The organism is Pontibacter diazotrophicus, assembly GCF_003367245.1.
GTDB classification, from domain to species: Bacteria; Bacteroidota; Bacteroidia; order Cytophagales; family Hymenobacteraceae; genus Pontibacter; species Pontibacter diazotrophicus.
This window is the reverse complement of the sequence record NZ_QRGR01000003.1, coordinates 148509-163912: the sequence shown is the minus strand read 5'-3', so window position 1 is coordinate 163912 and position 15404 is coordinate 148509. Positions and strand designations below refer to the sequence as shown.

Genomic DNA, 15404 nt, shown 5'->3' with positions numbered 1-15404 from the left:
TTCTTGAGTTTTCAATCCATTAATCCAGCCGCACAATAATACCCTCGTCCCCACTCAGGTTAATGGCACCTGTTACGGGTGTACTTTCGCGCTCCATATAAGTGCTGATCAGGATAGTTCCCTTGTAAGTGTGGTGTTCCGGTTTAAAGTAGCAGGGCCTGTGGGTCAGGTTCAGAACAACCAAAAAGCAGGTGCCCTCTGCCTGCCTGGTGTAGGCAATCATCTGGGTGTCGGCGTGTACGGGGGCGTAGCTGCCAACATGCAGGGCAGGCTCTTGCTGGCGCAGGCTTAACAGCTTTTTATAGAAAGACAGCATGGAGTAGGGGTTATCTGTTTGCGCCGCTACGTTCACTTTCTGGAAATTTTCCGGTAGCCGGAGCCACGGCTTACCGTTGGTGAAGCCAGCATTAGCACTGCTGTCCCATTGCATGGGTGTGCGGGCAGGGTCACGGCTCAGGTTCATTTTCGGCATGTTCAGTCCCTGTGGGTCCTGTACTTCCTCCTCGGGTATGGGAACATCGCGCATCCCCAGCTCATCGCCATAGTAAATAGTAGGCGTGCCACGCAGCGTTAGCAGCAGCATGGCCGCCACTTTTGCCTGCGATTTCCCGACTCTACTGATGATGCGGGGTTTATCGTGGTTGCTGAGTACCCAGTTGGGCCAGCCCTCTTGTGGCAGGGCGCCCTCATATTCATCTATAGCCGAAGCAAGCTGCTGTGCGTCCCAGGGCAGCGCGAGCAATTGGAAATTAAATGGAAGATGGGCGCCTTTATTTTCTCTTCCGTAATAGGCCACCAGTTTGTGAATGGGGAGGTATATTTCTCCAATCATCATGCGCTCATTGTAGCTATCCAGAACATCGCGCATTTTACGCACAATGTCATGCACTTCCGGCTGGTCGGTGGAGTAGGTCGGGAAAAGCTGCCGGTAGGGTAGCTCCAGCGGATTATAATCTGGGTTTACCGGGTTGTCGCGCAGTTGTTTGTCCTTTATCATGTGCCACATCACATCCACTCTGAAACCGTCCACACCTTTGTCGAGCCAGAAACGCATTACGTTCAGCATAGCCTCCTGCACTTCTGGGTTGCGCCAGTTCAGGTCGGGCTGCTTTATATGGAAGGCGTGATAGTAGTACTGCTGTGTTTTTTCGTCCCACTCCCAGGCACTGCCCCCGAAAACGCTGAGCCAGTTATTCGGTGCTGAACCATCGGGTTTGGCATCTTCCCAGAGATACCAGTCCCGCTTCGGGTTGTCTTTTGATGCACGCGATTCCTGAAACCAAGGGTGTTCGTCTGATGTATGGTTTGGCACCAGGTCCAGGATCAGCTTCATGTCCCGGGCATGTGTTTCCTGTAGCAGTTCATCGAAATCCTGCATGGTACCAAACAGGGGGTGTATGCCGCAGTAGTCGGAGATGTCGTAGCCGAAGTCGGCCATAGGGGAGGAGAAGAAGGGGGAGACCCAGATGCCGTCTATCCCCAGCCATTTCAGGTAGTCGAGCCTTTGTGTTATACCCTTCAGATCGCCTACTCCATCTTCGTTGCTGTCCTGAAAAGACCTGGGGTATACCTGGTATATTGTGCCTGTCTGCCACCAAAGGTGCTGCTTCTGTTCTTCTTTCATCCGCTTATTATTTTTGGCTCCTGTTCATACTATCCTACTTATTTCTTACTGTTTCGTCTTCAGTTGGTTTACCCTGAACCAACGGTAGCCATGTCCACCCAGCTCTATCTGAGTCGTATCCTCTTTGGTCGGTTCATAGTCAACGTCGGAGAAAATATCGACGAACTGGCGCAGGTGGAACTCCCTAGAATGAATCGAGAGCTGGCAGGGTTTAGCAGAAAGGTTATGCGCAAAAACAAGTACGTTGCCCTTCCAGTCGTATGAATGAACGAGTACCTGGGGCTGGTCCGAAATCAGCACCTTGGGAGCTCCCCATCCTATTTCCAGGCAGTTCTTTCGCATCATAATAAGGCGCTTCATCCAGTTCAGTAAAGAGAGCGAGTCATGACGCTGTGATTCCACGTTGATTTTCTTCACGCTGAAAGGCCCTTTTGTGATAGGCTTTCTGAAGAGGTTATCAAGCGGGGCAGTAGAAAAGCCTCCTGTGTTTTCATTTGTCCATTGCATAGGCGTTCGTACACTGGCACGGCCCGGCAGGTCCAGGTTATCGCCCATGCCAAGCTCATCGCCATACACGAGTAGTGGGGAGCCAGGCATGGTAAAGAGCAGACTGTAGGCCAGTTCGAGGTATTTCCTGTCGCCATTCAGCATGGGTGCCATTCGCCTTCTTATCCCGCGGAAAAAGATGCGCATGTTCTCTTCCGGTGCAAACGTATCGAAAACATCCTGCCGCTCCTGCTCTGTCAGGCGCTCCAGGTCAAGCTCGTCGAGGTTGCGCAGAAAGTTAGCCCACTGGCAATCAGCCGGAGGTATAGGCCGGTTCAGGTAATCAGCAATGGGTTTGGCGTCTTCTCTTGCCAGTGCCAGGAACAAATAGTTATCCAGCAGGAAATTGAAAAGCATGTTAAAGCGGTTTCCCTTGCCATAGTAAAAATCAAGCTTTTCGGGCTCTACGTCGGCTTCCGCCAACAGTATAGTGGCATCGCTCTTTTTGGTGGCAGCTTCGCGCAGGCTCTTCAGGAAAGCTGCAGGTTTTTTAACAGCAGTTCCTTTAATGCCTTTGCTCCTTAGCAAATGAGTGGCGGCATCCACCCGGAAGCCGTCAATGCCGAAGGCCAGCCAGAATTCTATGATAGAAAGAATCTCCTTCTGTACCTCGGGATTAGCCACGTTCAGGTCAGGCTCAAACGAATAAAACTGGTGATGATAATAAGCACCTGCCCGTTTCTCATACGTCCACACGCTGTCCTCCTCCCCGGGAAATACATTTTCTGTTTCGTCTACTGGCTTATCTTCCTGCCATACATAGTATTGATGGAATTTAGAGCTTGGGTCTGTGCTGGCGGCCTGAAACCAGGCATGTTCATCGGATGTGTGGTGAATAATCAGGTCTATCAGTACGCGTATCTTCCGCTCTCTGGCTGCCGCTACAAACTCGGAAAAATCGTGCAGGTTGCCGAGTCGGGCATCAATGGAATAGTAGTCCCGGACGTCGTAGCCGTTGTCGCGGTTGGGAGTAGTGAAGAACGGAAGTAGCCAGAGGCAGTTTATACCGAGTTCACCCAGGTAGTCGAGGCGGCTTGTAAGACCCTTAAAGTCACCGACACCGTCTCCGTTTCCGTCCTGAAAGCTTTCCACGTCTACTGCATAGAACACTGCTTCTTTGTACCAAAGCTTATCCATTAGATAGTTTTGTTTAACATTGACCATAGAGTGCTTCCGCCTATGTAAAGGCTGAATGGCTAGTAATGCAGATGAGACAGGATAAGCAGGGTAAAAAAGTCTGGCAACATGATAAGAACAGACGCTTATCTTCCGGTATATCCTGCCATACCTGTCTTTCTGTTCAGCCTAAAGCACTGTTATCAACTGAAACGGCAAGGCATAAGGTGAGGTTCTGAGTCGGCCTTGACAGCTCAACAGATAAAACATTTACTAAGCGTGAGCTTAGCTGCTGCACCGTATTGTTCTGCGGGCTTTGGCGTTGTCAAATAATATTTTCTGGCCGGCAGGAGATAAGCCGAAGCGATCGATTTCATGCGCCAGGTTTTGCAAGTTGCCATACCCGTACAGGTAACCGTTAATACGCGCTGCTGCTGTAGAGTGAGTCAGGTCAGTGATGGTTGGGTACATCTCCAGAAACTCTTCCAGGAGAGCAGGCAGGCGCTGCAGTTTGTACTTCTGGTGCCGATCTTCAGCAAGGTAAAACTTCTCGAAAGGATATATTTCAGTAAATACTTTTTCTCCTGTTGTTTTCATCAAGTGTGCTTTAGCCTGCCGGGCCTGCTGTTCCTGTTCCGGGTTATGATAAAACATGGCAGACATATATTGCCTCTTCCAGGGGGCACGGGTTGCTTTATGACTGGAGAAAAACAGCTGCAGTAGCTCACTGTAATTTGTTTTGGCTGGGTCATACTCCAGTTGCAGCGTCTCAATGTGATCTGCCAGGGTCCAATAGGTAGGATTTGCTGAGGTGCCGCCTGCATAGCCTACCCGCGTGCGTACCACAGCCTCCACACTCCCAAAAAGAGCATCAGGGCTCCAGAAGCAACCCATAGAGAAGGTAGCCATCACTGTTTGCTCAGGAGCGGCCAGGTCCAGGGGTGGTTTAATTAAGCGTTTATCAGGCATCAATAACTGAAGTACGCAAAAAGCAGGCTTTTGTGAAAGGGGAGATGAGCATATTATGTAACAAGCGTTACATCAGGGCTTTTGTGAATATAACGAGGATAGTAAACTGCAGTATTGCGTTAAATACCCTTGTATTGGAGGAATTAAGTGCTTTGGAAAAGCTACCTTAACAACAGGCAGCCATACTGTCTCCTGCGGGTAAGAAGAGAGGGTATGCTGATTTATAAAAAAAAGGACAGGAAAGGAAGCATTTTTACTTCAACACACCATCCAGGTAAGCCCAGCTGATTAGCTGATAGGAATGGTTAAACCCCTTTTTCTTCATCATTTTCTGCAGGTATTCCTGCACATCATCCTCGCTCAGGTTAAATTTTTCTCCAATCTGCTTGTTGGTATAGCCATCCGCTAAATAGGCTATCATAGAGCACTCCCGCCAGCTAAGGATTTGTAAATTTGCTTTCATAAAAAAAGTCATTTTAATACTTATGTCACCACTGCCTTTCAGATTTATTCAATAATCAAATATCTAATGACATTATAACAAGGGCAATACCCAGTTGTGGTGATTTTTATGAGTGGCACCTCCCAGGAATTAAAAAGAGACCTATAGGCAGAGAAGTACTCTATAATATTTTTGTATCCCTCAGTAGAACAGGTAATTGAAGGGCTTTACACTAATTCCTAATCGGAGCATATTGGTTTTTTTCTGATAGTCAATCAGGCTTTCGGCGTATCCATGATACCATTGTAAAGTGATAAATGCATTTCCGGAATTGGTTGGTCTATAATTTAGCTGTGCCTGTATGTTTCCCTTCCAGCCAAGAGCGCCCTTCCTGCCCAGAACATCCAGGATTAACTTGTCCTTTTTGATTTCCAGTATATACATTGCCTGTGTATAGCCAACATAGTCTATCAGGTCCGGATTGTCACTTTTGTAAAAGAAAGGAAGCCATGCCTTAAGCTGCACGACAGATTTAGGAGTGATGAGCATGGTATAGCTGCCAGAGACAAAATTCCAGCTTCTGGACTGGGTACTATCCCGCCCATTTGACTCATGCTCTATCTGAAGCGCTAAAGACCCTAGCAGTTCTCCGTTTCTGAAAAGCAGTTTGCCTAAGCCTAAGCCAGGGTTGAAGTTTATTTCATCAAACGGGCTGGACCATGAATAGATATCCCAGAAAGCTTTTTGAGTATAAGTTAGAAACAGGTATGAATTCCAGGGCAGGCTCGCATCTGTGAGCCGGTGCTTAAAGCTAATCTGATATTTGATGTCCGAATTTTCACCTGTCGGTACCTCTGTTGGTGTGGTTCCGGTTACTATATAGTTGTCCCTGTAAATAGTGAATGCAGGCGTTAATTTTAGTATCTGCGTGGCCGAATCTCTGCTGATTCGTTGCCCATATCCTGTTTTAGCTGAAAAAATGATTATAAGGAGGCATAGGAACCTCATGTGTTTTATCATGCTGCTGTTAATTTGGAGATGCTGCCATTAAAGCGAGCCGCCGCTTAAGTTGTATAATAGAGGGTGTCTGCTGCTTTGTAAATACTCTGCCCGTTACGTTAAGGTTGCTGGGCTAAATCTTTCCAGTTTTGCAGCATACAGGTAGGTTCATACGTTAGTGGAAGGCGTCTGTAGCAGATGTGTAAAAAGCCGGTTTCCGGTGAATTAATTTAAATACCCATAACCTTTGTCGTTAAAATTCCTTAATTTAAAATTATGAATATTTAACTCAGGGGAGCTTCTTGTAAAACATGGCATACGTGGACATAGCGATGATCTGGCTTACCTTCGGAATTTTAAAATTGAGCCAGAATTTTTACTCTTTTCTAACTTCAACACGATGTAGCCTGAATGATAGCCTGAAACAAAACTGTATGAGAAGAGGAAACCTGCACTTTAAACTTTAGCTTTGAAGGGTAAATTGCAAATCTTCTGAACCTAATAAATTTAGTATGGACGAATTTCTACAAGTTGCTTTTGATGAGGCGCAAAAGGGGTATGCTGAAGGAGGTATTCCTATCGGCTCGGTACTGGTGCACCAGGGCAGAATAATTGGCAAAGGCCATAATAAGCGTGTTCAGAATGGAAGTGTGGTGCTGCATGGTGAAATGGATGCCCTTGAAAATGCCGGCAGACAACCAGCCTCTGTCTATAAAGAATGCACCATCTATACAACACTTTCCCCGTGCTCTATGTGCTCGGGTACCATACTCTTGTATGGAATCCCTAAAGTGGTGATAGGAGAAAACAAGACATTTTTGGGAGAAGAAGATTTATTGCGTTCAAAAGGAGTAGAAGTGGTTGTTGTGAATGATAGTGCCTGCTATGATCTCATGCAAAAGTTTATAGATGAAAAGCCGGCCCTCTGGAATGAGGACATCGGTGTATAAATATCAGATATAAAAAACCATCAAATGCAGAGGGGGCACGTGATTTGCGCTTGCATAAAAGCGCCAATGGTATGTTATCTGTTTCAGTGGCTGCTTTAAAAAACCATTGTACTGGAAAACAAATCGCTGCTCTTTAAGTGGATTATTCTATATTTGGCGTGCAATCCTGGTAATAAAAGAATTGGGCACCTTTTTGCTCAAAGCAGTATTGAAATGAACGAGACGCTTTGGGCTCTTTCATGGTATCTCAAATACGAATATAATAGCTAATACAATGAACAATGTTTACGAAGGTAAAGTAATGTGGTCTCACCTGGACGTTAATATGCACATGCGCCATTCAGCCTATGCTGACTTTGCCGCACAAGCCCGTATTTCCGTCCTGGACAGCCTCGGCCTTGACTTCAAAACTTTTCAGGAATTGAAGGTAGGACCCATACTTTTTCGTGAAGAGCTTGTTTACCTGCGTGAAGTAGGAATCAATGAAAAGATAAAGGTAACTATAGAATTAACCAAGAGCCGTCCTGACGGGTCCCGCTGGTCGATACGCCACATCGTATACCGGGAGGATGGTGTTAGGGCTGCCGTGGTTACTGTGGATGGTGCCTGGTTAGATGTAGAGAAGCGAAAACTGACAGTGCTTCCTGCTGAGCTTGTTGAAAAATTTGCTACCCTGCCAAAAAGCATCGACTTCGAGGAAATACGTGCCTAAAACCGGTCTGTGCAGACGAGGTTTAAGGGTATAAGACATTCGTTCCCTCCTGACAATATGCAGCATGCCCTAAAGCAGCTACCGCTGCTTTAGGGCATGCTGCATATATAAAAGCCTCTCAAGATATGTTGGGCAATGTAGTAATACTTTTTGCTTTCTGGGGGCTGCTGCGACTCGAGCATAAAAGCCTTGCCGTTTTAGGGCTGAGTCCTTCGCTTTTAAGGGTGCTGCAGTTGCTGCTGGGCTTTCTGGCTACGCTGTGCCTGGCCGTAACCTTAAGTTATCTCCTGTCTTTTATAGCCAACTTCAGTTGGGAGCCTGTTCCTGACACAGGTCGTGGGTTCTTGTTTGAGGGCCTGTACAGCACCTTCCAATCTGTTTTATTCGAGGAACTGCTTTTCAGGGGATACTTTCTGTATAAAGCCATTACGTTAATGGGGGAGAAAAAGGCAAACCTTGTTAGTGCAGCTGCCTTCGGTGTTTACCACTGGTTTACTTTCGGAGTGCTGGGTAACCCTGTTGTGATGATTTGGGTGTTTGTGAGCACCGGCCTCTGGGGACTTATGTTTGCTTATGCCTACTCAAGAACAGGTTCACTGGCTTTTCCGATAGGTTTGCACTGGGGCTGGAATTTTATTGATCAAATCATCTTTAACAAACAGGGTGGCAGCCTTTTTTCAGCGGTCACGTCTGTACACACCCGCTACCTGAGTAATTTAGAGAGCATGTTTTACCTACAGCTGCCGGTTCTGGCGTTCGCCGTATTTCTTATCGTGCTCCTCATGCAGCAAACTCGCCCTGTTAAATTTTCACGCCATTCCTGAATTATACCAGCTAAACCCGAGCGCCGTACTGGTAAAGAAAAAAGCAGCACAGCCCGCTTCTGCAGTTGAATAGCGGGCTGTGCCGTTCTTTTTTACGATGGCTGTGTTACAGTTGAGCGGCTTTTATACCACTGGCAATGACAAGGGCATCTTCCAGTGCGCCATATATTGGGTCGGCCAGTCTGGTTTTCTCGCAGAGAGTTTTTCTGAGGTAAAAGCTGCCGTAAGTGGCCGCGATGGCTGCCACTGCACCAATGGCAGCTCCTTCTGCCGCCTTTTTATGACTCATCAGGTATATAGCTGCGCCTGCCACTGCTCCTGTAGTACCCCGCATGATCAGGGAAGGCAGTTCTATTCTATCAGGCACACCCGGCATTTTGTCTCCCACCAGTTCACTGGCTGCTAATCCCTTCAAGACCATGGCTACCGTGCTGTTTCCTAAAAAACGTAAAGGAGTATGCTGAAGAGGAGAGCTCCCATCTTCACTCACAAAGTGACTGAGTAGTGTAGGGGCCGCTAATGAGCGCATTCCGGCGAGGGCTCCGAATGCTAAGGTTTTATAAAGTGTGTTGTTCATAGCTTTTGTTTTTATAGACCATTTACGCAGGGCATCTGATTTCAGCTAAAATCTGATGAACATGTTCCTTTGTTGATTTTGCAGCAATTGTGGTTCAGCTTTTATCTTTTTCAGAATATAGGACCAAAGTAAACCAGCGGCAAAGCGCCTGTTATACGGGTCTATAGAACTTTATCATTTGGCTGAACTTCAATCTTTTTAGTTATTAAAATGTTATTTATGTAACTAATTTTTTAACTTATACAATATTTAGTGAAAAGGAATGCAATTATACTTCAGTGAGATGTTTAAGCTCAGCAGTTAATCTGGACACCTATGTATAAGCGGATAAATTTGCTTCTAAACATAAAGCCAAGCGAAGCACGGCTTGTAGGGCACCTCTTTCTCGTGCAGTACTTTATGGGTGTGGCCACTGCTTTTTTGTTTACAAGCTCGCTCACGCTTATTCTCTCTTCTTACCCTGTTTCCGTATTTCCGAAAATATATATTCTTGCAGCGGTTCTTTTATTTGTAGCTAACCTGATTTATGCCAGGCTGGAGGCACGCATGTCTTCTAAAAAGCTGTTGCAGGTGATAACCGTCTTCTCTGCCACTTCTGTCTGGCTTTACTGGCTCTGCCTGACCTTTTTTACAATTGAGTGGATGCCGCCGTTATTGGGTGCCTGGAATATGGTGGTGTATATGCTGGTGGGCTATGCCTTTTGGGGAATGACGGCTATCATGTTTAATGTGCGGGAGAGCAAGCGCCTGTTCTCCATTGTTGGGGCTGGCGACATACCCGCTAAGATGCTGGGTTATTTCTCTGTAACAGCGCTGGTGCCGCTAATCGGGGTGGTTAACCTGTTGTGGGTGTCTGTTGTCGCTTTCGGTGTAGCCTATGTGCTGCTCCGGAGGTTTAGCTACGAAGACAAAGAAGACGGAGGCCACGGCATGACACATCATGTAGCAGTACACCCAAAACATAAAAGTCAGTCCATCATTGAACGTTACTTTCATAACCGTCTTATTTTCAATATTGCCCTATGGTCGCTGCTTGCTTACATTATCTACGCTATCATTGATTTCACTTTTCTGGAAGAAATAAAGCTGAAATATAGCGCCAATGATCATGAACTGGCCACGTTTATTGCTGTTTTTTTTGCCTTAGGCAGGTTAATCGCTATCGGTATCAAATTGGTTTTCAGCAGCAGGGTTATCGCGCGGCTAGGTGTTGCGAACTGCCTGCTTATTGCGCCCTTGCTGCTGCTGGCCATTAACGGTTTCATTATTATATCCGGAGAGGGCTTGTCAACGCACTTGTATGTTTTCGGGGTAATGGTGCTGCTGTCAGAGATTTTGCGTTCCACACTGCAGGAACCGGTTTTCTTCGTCCTGTTTCAGCCGCTCCACCCGCATAGCCGCCTGAAGGGACATTTAATTGCAAAAGGCTATACCTTGCCATTCGCGCTATTGGGTGTTGGTATTTTTCTGACCGTATACCTGCAGTATCACAGCGGTTTGGATATAACGTTGGTGTCAAGGTTGCTTTTTGTCCTGCTGCTGGTTTGGGCTGCAAGTGTTTTTCTGATTCGTAAGTCTTATATGCGTACCCTGATCAATGTTATCAAGCGGGGCTACTTTACAGGCTCAGAGCTGTTTCTGAACGACGAGTCAGTAACGGATGTTCTGGTGAAGAAAGCAAGTAGTAAAAAACCGCAGAAGGCTATTCATGCCCTGCATCTCCTGGAAAGATCCGGTTATAAGGATATTAATACGCTGTTGTTCGGGCAACTGCATAGTAAGTCCTGTGAAGTGAAAGAGTATGTCGTTTCCCGAATTATGGAGAACAGGCTGACAGAGGCTTTGCCGCTACTCAAGAATCGCCTGCACGCGGATTCCGACCCATCCATAAAGCCTCATTTAATGAAGGCAATTTATTACCTCGACACACAAAACCTGGCGAGTCAGTCTGCTTCTATAGAAGACCTGGACAAGGCCTGTAAGAAAGCAGCCATTGTTGGGCTTTTGTACCGTAACCAGGTGGAGGCAGATACTGTTGTAGCAGAGGAGATGTTGAAGATGGTAAACAGCCGAAATGAAGAAGATAAGCTTGTTGCCATAGAAATCATTATAGAAACCAGGAGGAGTGATTTTGAGCAGGTGTTGGAGACTTTCCTACAGGATGAGGCACCTGCGGTTTATAAAAAGGCTATTGAGGCAGTGGGGGAGGTAAAAGACTTTGCCTTATTGGAGCAAACGGTGCAGGTGGCGTTGGATAAGAAAGCCTTGTTGCCGCTTCAGAAAGCCCTGCTGCACTTTGGCGATACCGTTTTTGCGACCGCATACATCCAGAACAAGCTATATCCGGAGGCTATAACGAGCTTGCTCATCAAAGTTGCCGGTAAAATGAGGGGCGGGTATTCTATTGCTTTTTTAGAGCGGATGCTGAAGGAGGAGATAAACTTTACTGCAGCAGTAGTGGATGCTCTCTGGCAGCAAAAGGCTATCGTTTCTGCTGAGTCGCAGCTTCTACTCAGAAGATGGATTCAGGTAAAGCTGGATCAGAGCTTGCTGAAGGCTACGTACTACCTGCACCTGGTATCCGTTGAAGTTGTTAAACCACTGCAGGATGCTGTTTGTTCTGAAATCCACCAGGATATACAGATGCTATTCAAAAGTCTGTCGCTGCTCTATGACCGACCGCAGATTGAGCGTGTCATGGAGCTTTACAATGTTGGTGACCCTTCAAAGGTCTATAATGCCATCGAAATGCTGGAACTGATTATCCCGCAGAAATACTTTAACGGTATAAATACCCTGATTGAGTTGGAGCAGGATATATGCAAAAACCAGGTGGTGGTGCCTCACACCAAAGAGATGCCCGCCAGTGCCATTATTGAGGAAATTCTCTTGGAGAACAAAGCTGGATTCAACTCCTGGACCATGTCTGTTGCCTGCTATATGATACCGAGGCTTCAGGAAAAGAAATTTCCGAGGCACATCCTGGACAAAAAAGCCGGCAAGGTTGACAACCTCTTTGAAGAGACCAGGGAATATGTTTTATCGATGCTTAACTAAGAATAAAGATGTTATTGATAGAGAAAGTATTGATTCTTCGTTCATCAGAGACATTTCGGAATACACCGGAGCAGGAGTTGATAGGCTTAGCTGGCATTCTAGAGGAAGTTTACCTGGAGGCTGATGAAAACCTGTTTCGAAAAGGCGACAGGGGCAATTGCATGTATTTTATATACAAAGGCAGGGTGCGCATACATGACGGCAGCCATACCCTGGCCATACTGGATAAAAATGAAATAGTAGGGGAACTGTCTGTTCTGGATTCTGAAAAGCGATCTGCGAGTGCCACTACCGAAGAAGAAACCGTCCTCCTGAAACTGGAGCAGGAGCCCTTTTACGAAGTATTAATGGATAATGCAGAAATTCTGAAGGGGATCCTAAAAACACTCTGCAGGCGCCTCCGCATAATGGATGACAAAAGTGTTACCCACCACAAGTCTAATTTAACAAGCCTTCCGTCTCTTTGATGGATTGCAGGTAGTCTGATTTAACTTTCTGCCGCCTCTTCAAAGAAGTCTTGGTGAAGTACTGGTGACTTTCCAGAAAGCGTATCTGAAGCATGTTCCACTCTTTGAAGTTCGTGACGATGCCCTGCTCCAGAAATTCTTTGTAGAGGTTATTTCCTGTTTCAAAGAATCCTGGCCTCCCCAGGTAGTCTAAATCAGCATCGCATATAATCTGCTCCAGGTGGTTCTGTGGGTTCTGCGGTACCTTAGTGGCACGTATCATGTTACATACTTTTTCTATCTGAGCAGCTGTAAAACCAAAGGCAGGCAACTCTTCAGTGGCTACGACACAGCTTCTTTCTTCGTGGTCGTGATAGGCATACATAAAGCCGGTATCATGATAAAGTACGCTCACCTTCAGAAGCAGCATGTCTTCAGCATCTGTTATTCCTTCTTTTTTTGCTATCGCAACAGCTTGCTTTAATACATCCAGGGTATGCGCGACATTATGGTATGTCAGTTTTTCAGACAAGCCTTTCTGTAGCTTGCCAATGACATGTTTCTGAATCTGAGGAAATACATCCATGGTTACAGTTAGTTTAGCGGGCTTCACTAAACTAAATAAAATAGGTATGTTTAACACGAAACATGTAGTTTGCCAGTTTCTGATAAATCCGATTATCTGTAGTATTACCCGCCACTTCTTTCGATATAGCAAATATTCAATTGGAGTCTTGTAATATTAAAATGAATATAGGCAAAATAATGTTATACCCATCATTATTTTGCCTTAAATATTTTCATGATCTTCAGCTGTCTGAAGACAGACAGCTGAAGACTTTTATTTGTGTCTGAGCGAAGCTTTCTGCTGTTTACATTTAATGATGCCAGAGAGAGGAGTTTATTCCTGAAACAGCATGAGCATAGATACAGGTGGTACTTCAACCTCGTTTCGCACCGTTTCTATTCCGGCCTGATTAATTGTTTTTCCTTTCACGGCAACCTGCCATTCATCTCTTGAAGTGAACCGAACAGCTGATTTGTTGGCGTTATAATAAATCAAAATGTTTTTCCAGCTATCGTTGTTCGCATTCCCTTTTAACAGGAAGCCAACCAGGCCCGGTGATGTTTTAACAAACTCAAGATGATGGTAAACCATCTCTGCAGTTGGCATACTAAAGGCAGGGTGTGCTCGTCTTAAAGAAATAAGCTGCTGATAATAGGCAAAAACGTCTTTATGGCTTGTCTTCCAATTCCAGTTGATCTGGTTGATGGAATCCGGGAGGTTATAGCTGTTGTGCTCGCCCTTTTTGGTGCGTAGCATTTCTACGCCTGCATGCAGGAACGGAATACCCTGCGAGGTGAGCACAACGGCATTAGCCAGCAGGTGCATGTTTACTATTTCCTCTTCAGAGGCGCCTTCGCACGATACCTTGAGCTTATCGTAAAGCGTTTGGTTATCGTGGCAGGAGACGTAAGACACAGATTGCCACGGTTCTCTTGCCCATGCGGCGCGGCCCGAGTGCACCTCAGGGTGCTGAATGCTGCCAATCACGCCAAACTTAATAGACTCTTCCATACCATGAGCCCCACTTATAAAGCCCCTGGACCTTGCGTCAAAAACAGATCCTTTCAGCGCATCACGCATATCGTCGCTGAAGGCTGATACCTGCTTCAGCATATACGTGTGCGACTTGGAAGCGCGCTGAGTATAGGGGAGGGGGCTTCCTCCGGCAGTCCATCCTTCGCCGTAAACGATAATATTCGGGTTTATCTTTTTCAGTTCTGCCGTCAGCAGGTTCATGGTTTCTATATCATGAATGGCCATCAGGTCGAAGCGGAAACCGTCGATGTGGTATTCCTGCGCCCAATGCCTGCACGACTCGATGATAAACTTGCGCATCATGGTGCGCTCGCTGGCTGTTTCATTTCCGCAGCCTGAGGCATTAGACCACGTTCCTTCCGCATGCCTGTAGTAGTACCCCGGCACTTCCAGGTTAAAGTTAGCCCCTTCTGTAAGGCCGGTGTGGTTGTACACCACATCTAATATTACCCCAAGGCCGTTGCTGTGGAAGTCCTGCACCATCTCTTTGAATTCCCGGATACGCACCTCCGCACGGTATGGATCAGATGAGTAGGAGCCTTCCGGTACATTATAGTTCTGCGGATCATAGCCCCAGTTGTACTGCGGCTTATCAGGGGCAGACTCATCCACAGACATATAATCGAAGGCAGGCAGTAAGTGCACGTGCGTAATACCCAGCTCCTTCATGTGATCGATGCCCGTAGGTAAGCCCTCGGGGTTGGTGGTGCCTTGCTCTACCAGGCCCAGGAATTTGCCGGGTTTTGAACTGCCGGAGTTTCCACTGATGGTGAAGTCCCGCACATGTGTCTCGTACAGCACTACCTCATTTGGCGAAGCAACGTCTGGCCCTTTATCGTTTTCCCAGTTTTCAGGATCCGTAGCTGCTAGGTCCAGCACCATTGCGCGTTTGCCGTTCACCCCTACAGCCGTGGCATATATACCCGGCGTCTCATTAAGCCATTTCCCTTTTACTTTTACCTGAAAAGTATAATACGTTCCCAGCAGGTCCTCCCTTACATCCACTACCCAGAGGCCTTCATCTACTTCCTCCAGTTCAACTTTCCCCAGATGCTCTCCTCCGTCTCCTGTTGTATAAAGGTGTACCACTACCTCCTCTGCCACCGGTGACCATAGTTTGAAGGTGGTTTTTTTAGGGGTGTAGTGTGTCCAGAGGTTTTCTTCAGCGTAAGTAGGGTAATCACTGAAGCTTCTGTATGAAACGTTTGCCTTGGTTGAAAAAAGAGTCATATTGATTGTTAAAAGTAAAGTGAACGTAAGGTAAAATGTGTGAATCGGCTAGAAAACTAAAAGCAATTACTGTGCAAATTATGAGCAATGTTTAGCCCAGGTAAAATTAATTTTAAAGCTGCGGATTAAACCTCCTGTTGCTGTTATGCCAGCACCAGAAAATGTTAATGAAACGCTGCTTTTGCTTTACGTATCAGGTGCGTAAGTAAGTATTTATGCATAGAAAGACGTAAGTGTTTTTTCGGTTAAGATACTTAAAATTTATTGTCAAGCAACTAAAAAAAGTACTGTTAGCGTAATAAAGTGCCA

13 protein-coding genes are annotated in these 15404 nt (G+C 46.2%); 5 read left to right on the top strand and 8 right to left on the bottom strand.

What is annotated here, in order from left to right:
- Positions 1-19: 19 nt before the first annotated feature.
- From DXT99_RS02850 to DXT99_RS02830, 5 genes are all read right to left on the bottom strand, one after another.
- Complete coding sequence (locus DXT99_RS02850) at positions 20-1624, bottom strand: alpha-amylase family glycosyl hydrolase (protein WP_115564013.1); 1605 nt, start codon at positions 1622-1624, stop codon at positions 20-22.
- A gap of 45 nt (positions 1625-1669) precedes the next feature.
- Positions 1670-3307 carry an alpha-amylase family protein gene (locus DXT99_RS02845; protein ID WP_115564012.1) on the bottom strand — a complete coding sequence of 546 codons (1638 nt, stop codon included), beginning with the start codon at positions 3305-3307 and terminating at the stop codon, positions 1670-1672.
- Between the two features lie 264 nt (positions 3308-3571).
- A complete protein-coding gene (locus DXT99_RS02840) occupies positions 3572-4255 on the bottom strand; it encodes a peptide-methionine (S)-S-oxide reductase MsrA (protein ID WP_115564011.1) in 684 nt (227 codons plus the stop codon).
- A gap of 253 nt (positions 4256-4508) precedes the next feature.
- Positions 4509-4718, bottom strand: coding sequence for a response regulator transcription factor (locus tag DXT99_RS02835; protein WP_181885007.1), 210 nt, complete (start codon positions 4716-4718; stop codon positions 4509-4511).
- 180 nt (positions 4719-4898) lie between these two features.
- Complete coding sequence (locus DXT99_RS02830; protein WP_181885006.1) at positions 4899-5705, bottom strand: phospholipase A; 807 nt, start codon at positions 5703-5705, stop codon at positions 4899-4901.
- Between the two features lie 503 nt (positions 5706-6208).
- Here DXT99_RS02830 and DXT99_RS02825 point away from each other — a divergent pair.
- The 3 genes from DXT99_RS02825 to DXT99_RS02815 all read left to right on the top strand — a co-directional run bounded on the left by DXT99_RS02825 (position 6209) and on the right by DXT99_RS02815 (position 8182).
- Positions 6209-6646 (top strand): nucleoside deaminase, encoded by a 438-nt coding sequence (locus tag DXT99_RS02825; RefSeq protein ID WP_115564008.1) that lies wholly within the window; start codon positions 6209-6211, stop codon positions 6644-6646.
- A gap of 274 nt (positions 6647-6920) precedes the next feature.
- The gene (locus DXT99_RS02820; protein ID WP_246000419.1) at positions 6921-7358 is read left to right on the top strand and encodes an acyl-CoA thioesterase; all 438 of its coding nucleotides are present in this window, start codon (positions 6921-6923) and stop codon (positions 7356-7358) included.
- 125 nt (positions 7359-7483) lie between these two features.
- Entirely contained in the window at positions 7484-8182 is a 699-nt protein-coding gene (locus DXT99_RS02815) for a CPBP family intramembrane glutamic endopeptidase (protein ID WP_115564007.1), read from the top strand.
- A gap of 106 nt (positions 8183-8288) precedes the next feature.
- Here the strand turns inward: DXT99_RS02815 and DXT99_RS02810 are convergent, their stop codons facing one another.
- Positions 8289-8759 (bottom strand): DUF4126 family protein, encoded by a 471-nt coding sequence (locus DXT99_RS02810; protein WP_115564006.1) that lies wholly within the window; start codon positions 8757-8759, stop codon positions 8289-8291.
- A gap of 333 nt (positions 8760-9092) precedes the next feature.
- On the opposite strand from DXT99_RS02810, the gene DXT99_RS02805 reads away from it, so the two are divergent.
- Positions 9093-11816 carry an MFS transporter gene (locus DXT99_RS02805; RefSeq protein ID WP_147294160.1) on the top strand — a complete coding sequence of 908 codons (2724 nt, stop codon included), beginning with the start codon at positions 9093-9095 and terminating at the stop codon, positions 11814-11816.
- Positions 11817-11824: 8 nt separating this feature from the next.
- On the top strand, positions 11825-12283 hold the full coding sequence (locus tag DXT99_RS02800) for a Crp/Fnr family transcriptional regulator (protein ID WP_115564004.1): 459 nt from the start codon (positions 11825-11827) through the stop codon (positions 12281-12283).
- On the opposite strand, the gene DXT99_RS02795 is transcribed toward DXT99_RS02800, so the two are convergent.
- Together DXT99_RS02795 and pulA are read right to left on the bottom strand one after the other, a co-directional pair.
- The gene (locus tag DXT99_RS02795; RefSeq protein WP_115564003.1) at positions 12255-12848 is read right to left on the bottom strand and encodes an HD domain-containing protein; all 594 of its coding nucleotides are present in this window, start codon (positions 12846-12848) and stop codon (positions 12255-12257) included. The genes DXT99_RS02800 and DXT99_RS02795 overlap by 29 nt on opposite strands.
- Before the next feature lie 315 nt (positions 12849-13163).
- Entirely contained in the window at positions 13164-15095 is a 1932-nt protein-coding gene (pulA, locus tag DXT99_RS02790; RefSeq protein ID WP_115564002.1) for a type I pullulanase, read from the bottom strand.
- Positions 15096-15404 lie beyond the last annotated feature (309 nt).